We start from the raw sequence: 14,594 nt of genomic DNA, 5'->3' as shown, positions 1-14,594 counted from the left end.
CTCGTGCGGCGCTTTTTGGCCACCTGACCAAAACAATTCCAGCCATCGGAACGTGTCTGATTCATTACGCTCTCACGAAGCCTGCAATCGGTTGGTCAAATAATTAAGCTTCACCGGACATCCTTCGTGTACGTTGTCCCGCGGCATCCCTACCGGACGAAAGGACAACCCCCTTGCGAGTCCATGACGCCGCCCTACCCGGCGCAGCGATTTCCGGATGCCCCGTGCACCAGGGGGCGACGGCCGATCTCGTCGACCCCTGGCTGTACAGCGGCGGCGACGCACACGCCGTATGGCGGTGGATGCGGGCCCAGGAGACCCTGACGCGCCAGGACGTCGACGAGAAGCGCGGGTTCTGGAACATCGTCGGCTTCGACGACGCCGAGCGCGTCCTGCGCGACACCGAGACCTTCACCTCGGAACGCGGCACCATGCTCGACCTCCTCGGCACCGACGACCCGGCCGGCGGCAAGCAGCTCGCCGTCACCGACCCGCCGCGCCACACCGAGATGCAGACGCGCCTGAAGAAGGCCCTCGCGGTGAAGGCCGTCGAGCGGCAGAAGGACATGATCAGACCCCTGGTCGTCGACCTGATCACCCCGCTCGGCGACGGCGGCACGTTCGACTTCGCCGAGGCCATGCTGGCCATGCCGATGTCCGTGACCGGCACCATGATGGGCCTGCCCCGGGCGGACTGGCCCTGGCTGAGCCGGCTGACCACCATCTGCATCGCCGCGGACGACCCCGAGTACCAGGACCCGGGCGGCAAGGCCGCCACCCTGGAGCGCGCCCACCGCGACCTGTTCGCCTACTTCCAGGACCTGATGCGCTTCCGCCGCAGCAACATCGGCGACGACCTGCTGAGCGTGCTGATCTCCACCGAGTTCGAGGGCCGGCACATGGACCCCGGCGAGATCGTCGCGAACTGCTACAGCCTGCTCCTCGGCGCGAACGTCACCACCCCGCACTCCCCCAACTACGTGATGGCGGAGTTCATCGACAAGGGCGTGCTCGAGGACTGGGCGGCACACCCGGAGCTCAACACCACGGCCACCGAGGAGGCGCTGCGCTGGGCCTCGCCCGTCAACCACTTCCTGCGCTACGCCACCCGGGACGTGGAGGTCAGGAACACCAAGGTCAGCGCGGGTGACGCGGTGGTCGTCTGGCTCGGTTCCGCCAACCGCGACGACGCCGTCTTCCCCGACGCGGGGACCTTCGACATCCGCCGCAAGCCCAACAAGCACATCGCCTTCGGCATCGGCCCGCACTACTGCATCGGGCACAGCGTGGCCCGGGTGACCCTGCGCATCCTCTTCGAGGAACTCCTCACCCGGTTCGAGGACTTCCGGCCCGCGGGCAAGCCGGAACGCCTCGCCTCCAACTTCGTCTCCGGCTGGAAGCACGTGCCCATCACCGCCCGCGTGCGGTCCGGCGCGGGCCGGGCGGGGTGACGGGGATGGCCGTGAGCGCGCCCGCCACCCCCTGGCTGCGCCGCTTCCACCCCGCCGCACCGGGCGCGGTACGGCTGTTCGTCTTCCCGCACGCCGGCGGCAACGCCTCGTTCTTCCACCCCTTCTCGGCACGGCTCGCGCCACGGGCCGAGGTGCTGGTCGTGCAGTACCCGGGGCGTCAGGAGCGGTTCCACGAGCCCTGCGTCGAGGACCTGCACGAGCTGGCCGACACCGTCGCCGCCGAGCTCGCCGAGTGGGCCGGGGAGGGGCCGTTCGCCCTGTTCGGGCACAGCATGGGGGCCACGCTCGCGTTCGAGGTGGGCAGCCGGCTGCACACCGCCGGGGTCCGCCCGAGCGCCCTGTTCGTGTCCGGGCGGCGCGCGCCCTCGGTGCCCGCGCCCGGCTCGGTGCACCTGGCCAGCGACGAGAAGCTGATCGCCGACATGAAGCTCCTGGGCGGCACGGACAGCCGGATGCTGGACAACCCCGAACTGCTCGCGGCGATCCTGCCCGCGGTGCGCAGCGACTACGTCGCCACGGAGACCTACCGCTACCGGGGCGCACCCCCGCTGGACTGTCCCGTGACCGCGTTCATCGGGGACGCCGATCCGCGCGTCGACGCCCCCATGGCCCGGGCCTGGGCCACGCACACCACCGAGGGGTTCGCGCTCCACGAGTACGAGGGCGGCCACTTCTTCCTCGTACCGCATCTCGATGCCATGGTGGAGATCGTCGCCACCGCCCTGGACCCGGCCGGCGACCGGCAATTGTTCACCGGGAATTAACGGTTCCGGTTTTCGCAGCAAAGTCTCCACGCCCCGACCCGAAGCCATGAAGAGGACTCTCATGAAATACCGCGTCATCGGCAGCGATCCGGCCACCCGCCGTGAGGTGAGTGTCCTGAGCCTGGGCTCCATGCTCTTCGGGACGGTGACCGACGAAGCGACCTCCTTCGCCATTCTCGACCGTTTCGTCGAAGCGGGCGGCACGTTCATCGACACGTCCAACAACTACGCGTTCTGGGTCAATGGAACGCAGGGCGGGGAAAGCGAGGAACTGCTCGGCCGCTGGATCCGCAGCCGGGGCATCGGCGACGAGATCACCATCGCGACGAAACTCGGCGCCCGCCCGAACGCGCCGGCGACCGGTTTCAGCCTTGACGTCGAGGGACTTTCGGCCAAAGCCATCCGGGAATCCGCCGAGCGCAGCAGGGAACGCCTCGGCATCGAGCGCATCCACCTGCTGTACGCGCACATCATGGACGAGAAGACGCCCCTGGAGGAGACCGTCACCGGCTTCGCCGAGGTCGTCGCCGACGGCGTCGCCGGCCTGCTCGGCGCGAGCAACCACTGGGCCTGGCGGATCGAGGCCGCCCGCAACCTCGCCAGGGCGGCCGGACTGCCCGGATACGAGGTCCTCCAGCACCACCACAGCTACCTGCGCCAGCGCGCCGACATCCCCAGCCTGCGCTCGCCCGACGGCAACCAGGGCCTGGTCAGCGCGGACCTGCTCAGCTACGTCCGCGCCAACCCCTCCCTCACCCAGGTCGCCTACTCGCCGCTGCTGTCCGGCGCCTACGTGCGCGAGGACAAGCCGCTGGGCCCGGGCTTCGAGCACGCGGGCACGCCCGCCCGGCTCCAGGCCGTCCGCGAGGTGGCCGAGGAGACCGGCGCCAGCGTCAACCAGGTCGTGCTGTCCTGGCTGATGGGCGGCGACATCCCGGTCCTGCCGCTGGTCGGCGCGTCCTCGGTCGAGCAGCTGAACGACAGCCTGGCGGCCGTCGACCTGGAACTGACGGCGGAGCAGCGGGCGAAGCTGGACGCCGCGAACTGAGACCGCACGGGTCCGTCGCACACGAGACCGCTCCCGCCCCTCCCGATTGACGGCCCTCGTCAATCGGGAGGGGGGTTGTCAGTGGCGGGGTGCACCATGAGGGCATGAGCGTCAGCATCGACATCGCGGGCCTGCGGCCGGAGCGGATCGCCGTCGTGCCCTCGCCCCTGGCCGAGCTCGGCATGGCCCTGCACGCGCTCTCCGAGCCCGGCCACCACCCCGGTCTCCAGGGGTGGGTCACCGGTGTCACCGCCCGGCTGGACCCGTATCTGGCCGACCGGATGTGCGAGGCCGACTTCCTGTGGCGGACGACGTTCTCGGACCTCTTCCTGCCGTACGCCGGCCTCCCGGGCCGCGACACCCTGCCCGGCGCCACCCTCACCGAGGAACTGGACCTCCTCGACAAACTGACGGACGAACAGTTCGTGAACGCCGCGACGGAGTTCATGTGCACGCCGGGCTACGACGCGCCGGGCCTCGACGTCCTCGCCGACCCGGCGCAGCACCGCCGCGCCCTGGACCTGGCCGCGGCACGCGGCCCCCGGCAGGTGCACTTCACCCGGCGGCTGCTCGACGACCCGCCCGCGGTGCGCGCCTGGCTGCGCCAGTTCCTCCGGGACTGCGAGGAGGCGTTCTTCGCCGACGTCTGGGCCCGGGTGAGCCACCCGCTCGCCGCCGACGCCCGCCACAAGACGGACCTGCTGCGGCGCAAGGGCCTCGCGGAGGCCCTCACCTCGGTGTCCACCGCCGTGTCGCTGGACGAGGGCGCCGCGCTGATCTCCGTGGACAAGATGGCCCACGGCCGCACCGCCACGGCGGACGGCGGGCTCCTCCTCATCCCGACGAGCCTCGGCTGGCCCCACCTGATGGTCCTGCACCGGTACGGCTGGCAGCCGGTCCTGCACTACCCGGTCGGCTCCCCCGAGCTCGCCTCGCCGCCCTCGGTCGAACAGCTGACGCTGCGCATCACCGCGCTCTCCCATCCCGTACGGATGCGGATCTGCCGTCTGCTGGCCCGCAGCGCCTACACCACGAGCGAGATAGCCCAGTCCCTGGGCATGACGGCACCCGAGATATCCCGCCACCTCGGCGTCCTGAAGAAGGCGTCCCTGATCACCACCCGCCGCCGCGGCCGGTACGTGCTGCACCAGCTCGACGTGACGGTGGTGGCGCGGCTGGGCAGCGACTTCCTGGAGGGCCTCCTGCGCTGAGCGGGCCGCTCAGTCGAACCGGATGTGCCGGATCCCGACCCCCGCCTGCCGCAGCCGGGTGCGCAGGGCGCCCTCGGTGTTCGGCCTGAGCGTCAGCCCGGCCAGCACCGCGATGCGGTCCGCCGTCTTCGGCACGGTCGAGTGGTCGGTCCACAGCTGCTCGGCGAACTCCGGCTCCCGCAGCCGCTCCAGACAGTGGTCGAACTGCCGCACGGCCCAGCTCTCCCGGCGCAGACCGGCGTTCTTCCCCGCGACGTACCGCAGCAGATGCCCGAAGCCCCGCTCGCGCAGCCGCCGCAGGACCGTCTCGCGCTCGGCGAGCAGGGTGAAGTGGCCTACGTCGTGCCCGAGTTCACGCAGCCTGCCGACGGTCTCCGCGAAGCAGGCGGGATCGGTGACCGTCATGGGGGCGATCACCACGCCGTCGTGCCTGCTCAGCGCCAGGTCCAGGACCTCGACGACGCCCTGCCGCCAGGACACCAGGTCCTGGAAGTCCCCGCGCAGTTCCGGCGGCAGCATCCGGCGCAGCCCGAACCCGGCGTGCTCGGGGTCGCAGACGACGCTGCCGGGCAGGCGGCGCCGGATCTCATGTGCGGTCTGTGTCTTGCCGCCCCCGAAGGGGCCGTTGATCCACAGGAGCATGCGCAGACACTAGTGGCCGCCGGCCCGCACCAACCCCGTTTCGTATGCGAGGACCACGACCTGGACCCGGTCCCGCAGGCCCAGCTTGGTCAGGATGCGGCCGACATGGGTCTTGACGGTGGCCTCGGACAGCACCAGACGGGCCGCGATCTCGCCGTTGGACAGGCCCTGGGCGACCAGCACCATGACCTCCCGCTCCCGGTCGGTGAGCCGTTCCAGCTCCTTGTGCCGGGGCTCCCTGCCGGTGGCGGGCAGCATCGGCGCGAACCGGTCGAGCAGGCGGCGGGTGGTGGAGGGGGCGACCACCGCGTCGCCGCTGTGCACCGAGCGGATGGCGGCGAGCAGCTCGCCGGGCGGCACGTCCTTCAGCATGAAGCCGGACGCGCCCGCCTTCAGCCCGGAGAACGCGTACTCGTCCAGGTCGAAGGTGGTCAGGATCAGCACCTTCGGCGGGTCGGGCTCCGCGCAGATCCGCCGGGTGGCCTCCACCCCGTCCAGCTTCGGCATGCGCACGTCCATCAGGACGACGTCGACGGCCGTGGAGCGCACCACCTGAAGGGCCTCGACGCCGTCACCCGCCTCCGCCACGACCTCCATGTCCGGCTGGGCGGCGAGCACCATCCGGAACCCGGTGCGCAGCAGCACCTGGTCGTCGACGAGCATCACGCGGATCGTCATCGGGTCCTCTTCCGTGGGTCGGTTCTCAGTGCGGGTCGACGCCCGGGGGCGTGACAGGTGTCAACGAGGGGCGCGCGTCGGGGTCAATGCGCCGGTTTGAGCGGCAGCAGGGCGCTGATGCGGAATCCTCCGCCGGGACGCGGGCCCGCGTCCAGAGTGCCGCCGACCATGCCGACCCGCTCCCGCATGCCGATCAGGCCGTGGCCCTGCCCGTCGGCGCCGCCCTCCTCGTACAGCTCGTGCGGGGCGCCCTTGCCGTCGTCCTCGACGAGCAGCCCGAGGCCGTCGTCGAAGTAGACCAGGCGGACGCTCGCACCCGCGTTCGGCCCCCCGTGCTTGCGCGTGTTCGTCAGCGCCTCCTGCACGATCCGGTACGCGGTGAGCTCGACGCCGCTCGGCATCGGCCGCGGGGTGCCCTCGATCTTGAAGTCCACGGGCAGGCCCGAGCCGCGGCACTGCTGGACGAGATCCTCGATCTGCTCCACGTCCGGCTGCGGCACGTACTCCCCGCCCTCCTGGTGCTCCCCGGTGCGCAGCACGCCCAGCAGACGGCGCATCTCCGCGAGGGCCTGGCGGCCGGTGGAGGAGATCGTCTCCAGGGCCTTCTTCGCCTGGTCGGGCGCGGCGTCGATGACGTACGCGGCGCCGTCGGCCTGCACCACCATCACCGACACGTTGTGCGCGACGACGTCGTGCAGCTCCCGCGCTATCCGGGCGCGCTCGGCGGCCACCGCGACCTTCGCCTGCGCCTCGCGCTCCTTCTCCAGACGCGCGTTGCGCTCCTCCAGCTGCGCGAAGTAGGCACGCCGGGTCCGCATCGAGTCGCCGAGCACCCAGGCGAGGGCGAACGGCACGGTCTGGAAGACGATGACCGCGAACTGGCCCGGCACGCTCGCGTGCTCGTGCGGCCAGCGCACCTGCGCCAGGGTGGCCGCGCTCAGGGCCATGACCAGGGCGAGCCGGGAGGCCCAGCGGGCGCCGGTGGCGGCGACCGTGTAGACGATCACCAGCAGGGCGAAGTCGGCGGCCGTGACCCCGACGTTCAGCACCAGCTGGGCCAGGCCGAGCGCGGCGGCCAGCACCAGCATCTTCTCGGGCATGAGCCGACGCAGCGCGATGACCAGGCACAGGAGGAAGACCACCGGCACCAGCAGCGCCGCGGAGTCGGTGCCGCCCCGGTCCTGACCCGCGGTTCCGGCAGCCGCGGTGATCCCGAACAGGACGACGGCCCAGAAGCCGTCCACCCCGGTCGGGTGTCTGCGGAGGAAGTCATAGAGGCGCTGCACGTAACCCAGCGTAGGGAAGCCCGCTGTGTGCGGGGGTCAACCGGAGGGCCGATCCGGTCCCGGCGCGCGTACTCCGCAAGGTGGAGGCCGTGATCACCTGTGCGCCTAGTCTGACCGGATGACGCACGAAGTGAGCGACTCCGACGACTGGCGCGGCTGGCGGTCGGCCATGCGGGACGCGCTGTACGGCACGGGGGGCGCGGGCGGCTTCTACCGGCGGCCCGAGGGCCCCGCCGGGCACTTCCGCACGTCGGTGCACGCCTCCCGCCTCTTCGCCGAGGCCGTCGCCCGCCTGGTGTGCCGCGTCGACGAGGCACTGGGCCGGCCCGAGGAGCTCGACTTCGTCGACATGGCCGCCGGACGGGGCGAACTGGTCACCGGGGTGCTCGCCGCGCTCCCCGCCGAGGTGGCCGACCGCACCCGCGCGTACGCCGTCGAGCTCGCCGGCCGCCCCGAAGGGCTCGCTCCCCGGATCGAGTGGCTGGCGGAGCCGCCGCCGGGGATCACCGGGCTGCTGTTCGCCAACGAGTGGCTCGACAACGTGCCGGTCGAGGTCGCCGAGGTCGACTCCGCGGGCGTGCCGCGCCTGGTGCTGGTCCGCGCCGACGGGACCGAGCGGCTCGGCGAGGAGGTGTCCGGCACGGCGGCGGCGTGGCTGGCGCGCTGGTGGCCGCTGCCGGAGGAGCAGGGGCTGCGGGCGGAGATCGGGCTGCCCCGCGACACGGCGTGGGCGTCCGCCGTCGCGTCCGTGGCGCGCGGGCTCGCGGTGGCCGTCGACTACGCGCACACGGCGGACGCGCGCCCCCCGTTCGGCACGCTCACTGGCTTCCGCGAGGGCCGGGAGACGGCACCCGTACCGGACGGGACGTGCGACATCACGGCGCACGTGGCGCTCGACGCGTGCGCGGAGGCCGGCGCGAGGGCGACGGCGCACACCACGGCGTACGACCCGCCCGTCCCGCGTCTGCTCACCCAGCGCGCCGCCCTGCACGCCCTGGGCCTCGACGGCGCGCGCCCCCCGCTCTCGCTCGCCTCCGCCGACCCGGCCGCCTACGTCCGCGCCCTCGCGGGCGCCGGAGAGGCCGCCGAGCTCACCGCCCCGGGCGGGCTCGGCGACTTCGGCTGGCTGCTCCAGCCGGTGGGCGTCGCGGACCCCCTGCGGTGAGGCACCGCGCCGGGCCTACTTGTCGATGTCCCCGACCACGAAGAACATCGACCCCAGGATCGCCACCATGTCCGCGACCAGGGTGCCCGGCAGCAGCTCGGTGAGCGCCTGGATGTTGTTGTAGGAGGCCGAGCGCAGCTTCAGGCGGTACGGCGTCTTCTCGCCCTTGCTGACGAGGTAGTAGCCGTTGATGCCGAGGGGGTTCTCGGTCCACGCGTACGTGTGCCCCTCGGGCGCCTTGAGGACCTTGGGCAGCCGCTGGTTGATCGGGCCGGGCGGCAGGTCGGCGAGGCGGTCCAGGCAGGCGTCCGCGAGGTCGAGCGCGTTGTGGGTCTGGGCGAGCAGGCACTCGAAGCGGGCGAGGCAGTCGCCCTCGGTGCGGGTCACCACCTCCAGGGTGTCCTGGAGTTCCCCGTACGCGAGGTAGGGCTCGTCGCGGCGCAGGTCGAAGTCGACACCCGAGGCACGCGCGATCGGCCCGCTGACGCCGTACGCGTGCACGGCCTCGGGCGAGAGCGTGCCCACGTCGCGCGTGCGGCCCCGGAAGATCTCGTTGCCGAGCACGAGGTCGTCGAAGACGTCCATGCGGGAGCGCACGGCGGCGACGGCCGCCCGCGCGCGTGAGGCCCACCCGGCCGGCAGGTCCTCCTTGAGGCCGCCGACCCGGTTGAACATGTAGTGCATGCGCCCGCCGGAGACCTCCTCCATCACGTTCTGCAGCACCTCGCGCTCACGGAACGCGTAGAAGACCGGGGTGATGCCGCCCAGCTCCAGCGGATACGACCCCAGGAACATCAGGTGGTTCAGCACCCGGTTCAGCTCCGCGAGGAGCGTGCGCGTCCACACCGCGCGCTCGGGGACCTCCATGCCGAGCATCCGCTCGACGGCGAGGACCACGCCCAGCTCGTTCGAGAAGGCCGACAGCCAGTCGTGGCGGTTGGCCAGCATGACGATCTGCCGGTAGTCGCGCGCCTCGAACAGCTTCTCCGCGCCGCGGTGCATGTAGCCGATCACCGGCTCGGCATGCCGGATGCGCTCGCCGTCCAGCACCAGTCGCAGCCGCAGCACGCCGTGCGTGGAGGGGTGCTGGGGGCCGATGTTGAGCACCATGTCGGTGCTCTCCGCGGCGCCGCCGATCCCGACCGTGGTCTCCGTCGTAGGAGTCATGGCACCCAGTCTCCCCTACGTACGCTGGCCGTATGGAAACGGGGAGCCCTGGGGGCGCGGAGACGACCGAGGCGGGACCGCAGACGTCCGAGGCGGGGCCGGTGTGGACCGGGCTGCCGCCGGGGCTGCTGCGGATGCGGCGGCTGTTGCTGGTGGTGTGGCTGGGGCTCGCGGCCGTCGGCCTCGGCCTGCTCCTCGGACTGCTCGCCGGACCGGCGTGGGCGGCGTTCGCGCTGCTGCCGCTGATCGGGATCGCGTCCGGCTGGCAGCTCCTCGCCCGCAACTGGCGCTCCTGGCGGTACGCCGAGCGCGCCGACGACCTGCTGATCAGCCGGGGCGTGCTGTGGCGCGAGGAGACCGTCGTACCGTACGGGCGCATGCAGCTGGTCGAGGTGACCTCGGGTCCCGTCGAGCGGCACTTCGGCCTCGCCAGCGTCCAGCTGCACACCGCGGCCGCCGCCACCGACGCGACCATCCCGGGCCTCGACCCGGCCGAGGCGGAACGGCTGCGCGACCGGCTCACCGAGCTCGGCGAGGCCCGATCGGCGGGCCTGTGACGGCCCCCGGCGCCGCCGGCGAGGGTGCGGGGCGTGCCCTCGCCGAGCACCGGCTGCACCCCGTCACCCCGTTCCGGCGGGCCTGGGCGCCGGTCGCGGTGCTCGTCGGCTGGGCGGTGCACGACCCCCGCCAGACGCAGGAGCAGCTCACCCGGCTGACCACGACGACCCTGCTGGTCGCGCTGGCCGTGCTGGTCCCGGCGGCGGCCGCCTACGGGTTCCTGAGCTGGTGGTTCACCCACTTCGCCGTGACGGAGAGCGAGCTGCGCATCCGCACCGGGCTGCTGTTCCGGCGCACGGCGCACATCCGTCTCGAACGCATCCAGGCGATCGACATCACCCAGCCGCTGCTCGCGCGGATCGCGGGGGTGGCGAAACTGCGGCTCGACGTCGTCGGCGCCGACAAGAAGGACGAACTGGCCTTCCTGGGCGAGGACGAGGCCCGCGCGTTGCGGGCCGAACTGCTCGCGCGGGCGGCGGGCTTCGCGCCCGAGACGGCGCACGAGGTGGGCGAGGCGCCGGCGCGCGAACTGCTGCGCGTACCGGCGCGCCACCTCGCGGTCGCGCTGGCGCTGACCGGCGCGACCTGGGGCGCCCTGGCCGCCGCCCTCGTCGTGCCGCCCGTCCTGTGGCTGGTCACCCACAGCGTGGTCACGGTCCTCGCGACCGGCCTGCCCCTGCTCGGCGCGGCGGCCGCGCGCAGCGCGGGGCGGTTCGTCGGCGAGTACGACTGGACCGTCGGCGAGTCCCCGGACGGGCTGCGCATCGACCGCGGCCTGCTGGACCGCACGCACGAGACGGTCCCGCCGGGGCGCGTGCAGACCGTGCGGATCGTGCAGCCGCTGCTGTGGCGGCGGCGGGGCTGGGTGCGCGTCGAGCTGGACGTGGCGGGCTCGGCCAACTCCGTGCTCGTACCGGTCGCCCCGCGCGCGGTCGCGGAGGCCGTCGTCGCGCGCGTGCTGCCCGGCGTGACCGTGCCGGCGGCGGACTCGCTGTCCCGCCCGCCGCGCCGGGCCGGACGGTGCGTGCCGCTGTGGTGGCGGGGCTACGGGATCGCGGTCACCGACGCCGTGTTCGCCACCCGGCACGGGCTGCTGCACCGGAGCCTCGCGCTCGTGCCGCACGCGAAGGTCCAGAGCGTACGGCTGACCCAGGGCCCCTGGCAGCGCCTCTGGCGCCTCGCGGCCGTCCATGTGGACACGGGGGCCGACAAGACCGTCACGGCCCGCCTGAGGGACGTACAGGAGGCCGAGCGACTGCTGCGCTCCCAGGCCGAGCGCTCCCGAACCGGCCGCCGAGCCGCCCGCCCGGACCGCTGGATGGCGTAGGGGGCGCGGGACGGGACGTGAGGGGGGGCTGCAACCGCCGTCGCCCGCCGCCGACGCCGCAGGGGCGTGCCGGACCCCGCCTCGTCGGCAGCACCCGCCGGGCAGGCCCTGGGCCCGTTCCCGGACGCGCGAGGGCCGTGCGGCCGCCGTTCCGGAGACGGCGGGCGCACGGCCCTCGGGTCGCGGCGAAGGTGACGCCGGGTCAGGACACCGCGCTGCGCAGGCCCTGGAGGTCGATCACCTCGGTCTCGTCGTGCGCGGTCAGGTCGATGACCTGGCCGACGCCGCGCGCCTCCTCGCCGGCCGGCTTGAACTCCGCCTCGGCCTCGGCCTTGTGCAGGGCGAGCGCCTCCTGCCCGACGACGTCGGCGAGGTCCTCGTTCTGCACGGCCTCCAGGGCGTTCGACGGCGTCGCGCTCTTCGTACCGAAGAAGTCGAACCCGCCCTCGACCGCGGGTCGCCGCACCGGCTGTGCGGCGGGCACGACGGCCACGGCGGTCGGCACGGTGAAGTGCCCGGCGGGCCGCTGCACGGGACCGGCGGGCCGGGGAACGAGCGCGGCGGACCCGGATGCGGCGGGCGCGGATGCGGCGGGCGCGGCGGGCGCGGGGCCGGCGGACCCGGATGCGGCAGGCGCGGGCGCGGGCGCGGCCGGCATGGACGCGGCGCGCACGGATGCGGCTGCTTCAGACAGCTCGCGCTCGGGCTCGGACGCGGCCGATCCGGCGTCAGCGGCCCTGGAACCGGGGGCCCCGGACGCAGACGTCACGGACGCAGGCGCCCCGGACGCGGGCATCTCGGAACCAGGGGTCCCAGACGCGGACCTCCCGGACGCAGGCGCCTCGGACTCGGCCGTCCCGGAACCGGGCACCCCGGAACCGGGCGCCACGGACGCGGACGTACCGGGCGTCTCAGAGGCGGGCGTCCCGGACTCGACCGTCCTGGAACCGGACGCCCCGAACCCGGACGTCACGGAACCGGCCGTCCCGGAACCGGGGGTCCCGGCGGGCTCGGCCAGGTCGTCGTGACCAGCCGTCTCCCGCGCCGGTTCCGGAGCGGGCTCCTGCGCCGGGCTCTCCTTCTCGTCGTCAGCCGGGTGAGCGGCGGCCGCGCGCGCGTGCTCGTCGACCGCCTCGGGCTTCCCCTCGGCTTCGTCCTCCTGGGCCGCCTCCGTGGTGGCGGCCTCCCCGGACGTGACCTTGACGGGCTCCTCCCCGCCGGAGGCATCGCTCTCGGCGGCCGGCGCGGCGTCCGGGTCGAGCTTGGCCAGCGCCACCTGCGCCTTGAGGAAGAGCCGCGAGCCCTCCGGCGAGAAGACCGCCGGAGCGCCGGACTCCGCCTCGGTGTTCCGCTCCGGCTCGGCGCTCTCCTCCTCCGCCGTCCCGGTCGTCCCCGGCACGTCGGCCGTCTCCGCCGTCCCGGAGACCGCGGCCGCCGTGTCCGGCTCCCGCTCGGGCTCCGGCTGCTCCTGCTCCTCCGACACCCGCGCGGCAGGCAGCGCGTGCATCTCCGTGACGGCCTCGATCTCCAGCAGACGGCGGCCCTCCAGGGCGCTCGCCCGCTCGGTCTCCGCCGTGGCGTAGCGACGCAGCAGGGCGGCGTGCTCGTTGCGCAGGCCCGCCAGTTCGGCGCGCTTGGCGCGCAGCCGCTGCTCCAGCTTGACGCGCAGCTCGCGCGATTCGTCGAGATCCGTCTCCAGTTCGGCGACCCGTTCCTCGAAGCGCCACTCGTCGCTCGCACGCGCGCGCGTGAGGTCGGCGACCTGCCGGCCGGCCTGCGTGTCCCAGCGGCGCATGACGACCGCGCCGACGACCGCCGTCACCGCCGCGGCCGCGGCCAGACCCCGGAGCACGACCGGCTCCGCGAACAGCCAGGGGCCGAGGGCGCAGACGACGGAGACGCCTGCGATCGCCGAGGGAGGCAGCAGCCTGTGCAAAGGCGGGGAATGGCGGTGACGTCCACGTGGCATGGCCAGAAACTTACCGCGCGTAGGCGAATGTTGGCGCCCCGCCCCGCAAAAACACAGCCATGACGAAGTCTTCACAGAGCACGGCGAAGAACATCAAGATCAATTGTTCAGCCGCCCGCTGATCCACTCCAGGGTCGGGGGGATCTCCCGCCGCCAGGTGTTGAAGTTGTGGCCGCCGCTTTCGAGGATGATCGACGAGATCCTGGTCCGGTCCGTGGCCTTCGCCAGGTCGATGAACTTCAGTGTGGCCTTGTAGTTGGATTCACCGGCCTTGCTGCTGGTGACGAGCAGCGAGGTGTCCGGGGCGGAACGGTTCTTCAGAAACCAGTGCAGATCCGCCTCGTTGCGCAGCGTCTTGTCACCGTGGAAGAGGTCGCCCGTGGTCGGATCGGTCGGCGCCTTGTAGTACGCCGACAGTCCCGCGCCCGCCGCGTACACCTCCGGATGGTGCATCGCGAGCTTCAGGGCGCAGTAACCGCCCGTGGAGTCCCCGATGATGCCCCAGCTGCCGGGCTTCCTCCCCACCCGGTAGTGGGCCGTGACGGCGTCCGGCAGGTCCTTGGCGAAGAACGTCTCGGTCTGCGGTCCGCCCGGGACGTCCACGCACTCCGTGTCCCGCGGCGGCGCCACCGTCGGCCGCAGCATCACCAGGATCATCGGCTGCATACGGCCGTCCTCGGCGAGCTTGCGGGCGGTGCGCGGGTAGTGCAGCTTGTCGACGAGCGCCTCCGCCGTACCGGGGTAGCCCGTGAGGACGACGGCCGCCGGGAAGGTGCGCGAGCGGTTCTCTGGGGCGAAGTACTCCGGCGGCAGGTACACGAAGGCGGGCGTGGCGATGCCCGACGTACGGCCGTCGAGGGTCACCTTCTGGATCTGCCCGCCGAACTCCGGCCGCCCGCCGCCGCCGTCCACCCGCCGGGTGTCGACGACCCGCACCGGCCCGCCCGGGGCGCCGTTCGTGTGGTCGACGACCACACCCGGCTCCGTCTCCCGGCCGAACAGGTCCGCCCAGCTGGCGTAGAAACCGAAGGCCTGATTGGCGGACAGCCCGACCGACAGGAAGAGGGCCAGCTGCGTCGACAGCAGCAGCCCCACACGCCCTCCGACGGCCCGCCAGGAACGCCGGGCCAGCCGCGGCCACAGCCATACCGTGCCGACGAACAGCACTAAGGCGAACAGGACCGACAACAGCAGCACTGTGTTGCTCGTGAGACCCATGAAGTGGTTTCCTGCCTGCTTCTCCGTCCGGGCGCACGCCCGTTCCCCCGACTCCTTCGCGAGGGCTTGTCCCGGACTTTCCCTGGCCT

At 72.9% G+C, this 14,594-nt stretch carries 13 protein-coding genes; 7 read left to right on the top strand and 6 right to left on the bottom strand.

Annotation, left to right across the window (positions count from 1 at the left end; genetic code table 11):
• Nucleotides 1-224 precede the first annotated feature (224 nt).
• The 4 genes from ACFY2L_RS22465 (at nt 225) to ACFY2L_RS22450 (ending at nt 4,495) form a co-directional block, all read left to right on the top strand.
• The gene (locus ACFY2L_RS22465; protein ID WP_390659431.1) at nt 225-1,451 is read left to right on the top strand and encodes a cytochrome P450; all 1,227 of its coding nucleotides are present in this window, start codon (nt 225-227) and stop codon (nt 1,449-1,451) included.
• Nucleotides 1,452-1,456: 5 nt separating this feature from the next.
• Nucleotides 1,457-2,236, top strand: coding sequence for a thioesterase II family protein (locus ACFY2L_RS22460; RefSeq protein ID WP_390659430.1), 780 nt, complete (start codon nt 1,457-1,459; stop codon nt 2,234-2,236).
• Between the two features lie 61 nt (nt 2,237-2,297).
• On the top strand, nt 2,298-3,284 hold the full coding sequence (locus tag ACFY2L_RS22455) for an aldo/keto reductase (protein WP_390659429.1): 987 nt from the start codon (nt 2,298-2,300) through the stop codon (nt 3,282-3,284).
• 104 nt (nt 3,285-3,388) lie between these two features.
• Nucleotides 3,389-4,495 (top strand): DUF5937 family protein, encoded by a 1,107-nt coding sequence (locus tag ACFY2L_RS22450; protein ID WP_390659428.1) that lies wholly within the window; start codon nt 3,389-3,391, stop codon nt 4,493-4,495.
• Nucleotides 4,496-4,504: 9 nt separating this feature from the next.
• Here ACFY2L_RS22450 and ACFY2L_RS22445 read toward each other — a convergent pair whose 3' ends face one another.
• The 3 genes from ACFY2L_RS22445 to ACFY2L_RS22435 form a co-directional block, all read right to left on the bottom strand.
• Complete coding sequence (locus ACFY2L_RS22445) at nt 4,505-5,137, bottom strand: AAA family ATPase (protein WP_390823166.1); 633 nt, start codon at nt 5,135-5,137, stop codon at nt 4,505-4,507.
• Between the two features lie 9 nt (nt 5,138-5,146).
• Entirely contained in the window at nt 5,147-5,815 is a 669-nt protein-coding gene (locus ACFY2L_RS22440) for a response regulator (RefSeq protein ID WP_390659426.1), read from the bottom strand.
• 83 nt (nt 5,816-5,898) lie between these two features.
• Nucleotides 5,899-7,101, bottom strand: a complete 1,203-nt coding sequence (locus ACFY2L_RS22435) for a sensor histidine kinase (protein ID WP_390659425.1) — start codon at nt 7,099-7,101, stop codon at nt 5,899-5,901.
• Between the two features lie 118 nt (nt 7,102-7,219).
• Here ACFY2L_RS22435 and ACFY2L_RS22430 point away from each other — a divergent pair, with 118 nt between their 5' ends.
• Nucleotides 7,220-8,266, top strand: a complete 1,047-nt coding sequence (locus ACFY2L_RS22430; RefSeq protein WP_390823165.1) for an SAM-dependent methyltransferase — start codon at nt 7,220-7,222, stop codon at nt 8,264-8,266.
• A gap of 15 nt (nt 8,267-8,281) precedes the next feature.
• Here the strand turns inward: ACFY2L_RS22430 and ACFY2L_RS22425 are convergent, their stop codons facing one another.
• Complete coding sequence (locus ACFY2L_RS22425) at nt 8,282-9,433, bottom strand: NADH-quinone oxidoreductase subunit D (RefSeq protein WP_390659423.1); 1,152 nt, start codon at nt 9,431-9,433, stop codon at nt 8,282-8,284.
• Nucleotides 9,434-9,465: 32 nt separating this feature from the next.
• Between ACFY2L_RS22425 and ACFY2L_RS22420 the strand changes: the two genes are divergently transcribed.
• Nucleotides 9,466-9,990, top strand: a complete 525-nt coding sequence (locus ACFY2L_RS22420) for a PH domain-containing protein (protein ID WP_390659422.1) — start codon at nt 9,466-9,468, stop codon at nt 9,988-9,990.
• Complete coding sequence (locus ACFY2L_RS22415) at nt 9,987-11,318, top strand: PH domain-containing protein (RefSeq protein ID WP_390659421.1); 1,332 nt, start codon at nt 9,987-9,989, stop codon at nt 11,316-11,318. The genes ACFY2L_RS22420 and ACFY2L_RS22415 overlap by 4 nt, the downstream gene beginning before the upstream one ends.
• Before the next feature lie 202 nt (nt 11,319-11,520).
• Here the strand turns inward: ACFY2L_RS22415 and ACFY2L_RS22410 are convergent, their stop codons facing one another.
• Together ACFY2L_RS22410 and ACFY2L_RS22405 are read right to left on the bottom strand one after the other, a co-directional pair.
• A complete protein-coding gene (locus tag ACFY2L_RS22410) occupies nt 11,521-13,287 on the bottom strand; it encodes a hypothetical protein (protein ID WP_390823164.1) in 1,767 nt (588 codons plus the stop codon).
• Nucleotides 13,288-13,386: 99 nt separating this feature from the next.
• On the bottom strand, nt 13,387-14,505 hold the full coding sequence (locus ACFY2L_RS22405; RefSeq protein ID WP_390659419.1) for an alpha/beta hydrolase: 1,119 nt from the start codon (nt 14,503-14,505) through the stop codon (nt 13,387-13,389).
• Nucleotides 14,506-14,594 lie beyond the last annotated feature (89 nt).

This window comes from Streptomyces sp. NPDC001381 (assembly GCF_042895685.1).
In the GTDB taxonomy this organism is placed as follows: Bacteria; Actinomycetota; Actinomycetes; order Streptomycetales; family Streptomycetaceae; genus Streptomyces.
Note: the sequence above shows the minus strand (reverse complement) of the source record. Positions and strands in the feature narration are given on the sequence as shown.

Bases quoted from the DNA above. Each gene is read 5' to 3' on its own strand.
- ACFY2L_RS22460 (WP_390659430.1), top strand. From the start codon at position 1,457: ATGGCCGTGAGCGCGCCCGCCACCCCCTGGCTGCGCCGCTTCCACCCC.
- ACFY2L_RS22455 (WP_390659429.1), top strand. From the start codon at position 2,298: ATGAAATACCGCGTCATCGGCAGCGATCCGGCCACCCGCCGTGAGGTG.
- ACFY2L_RS22450 (WP_390659428.1), top strand. From the start codon at position 3,389: ATGAGCGTCAGCATCGACATCGCGGGCCTGCGGCCGGAGCGGATCGCC.
- ACFY2L_RS22445 (WP_390823166.1), bottom strand. From the start codon at position 5,137: ATGCTCCTGTGGATCAACGGCCCCTTCGGGGGCGGCAAGACACAGACC.
- ACFY2L_RS22440 (WP_390659426.1), bottom strand. From the start codon at position 5,815: ATGACGATCCGCGTGATGCTCGTCGACGACCAGGTGCTGCTGCGCACC.
- ACFY2L_RS22430 (WP_390823165.1), top strand. From the start codon at position 7,220: ATGACGCACGAAGTGAGCGACTCCGACGACTGGCGCGGCTGGCGGTCG.
- ACFY2L_RS22425 (WP_390659423.1), bottom strand. From the start codon at position 9,433: ATGACTCCTACGACGGAGACCACGGTCGGGATCGGCGGCGCCGCGGAG.
- ACFY2L_RS22420 (WP_390659422.1), top strand. From the start codon at position 9,466: ATGGAAACGGGGAGCCCTGGGGGCGCGGAGACGACCGAGGCGGGACCG.
- ACFY2L_RS22410 (WP_390823164.1), bottom strand. From the start codon at position 13,287: ATGCCACGTGGACGTCACCGCCATTCCCCGCCTTTGCACAGGCTGCTG.
- ACFY2L_RS22405 (WP_390659419.1), bottom strand. From the start codon at position 14,505: ATGGGTCTCACGAGCAACACAGTGCTGCTGTTGTCGGTCCTGTTCGCC.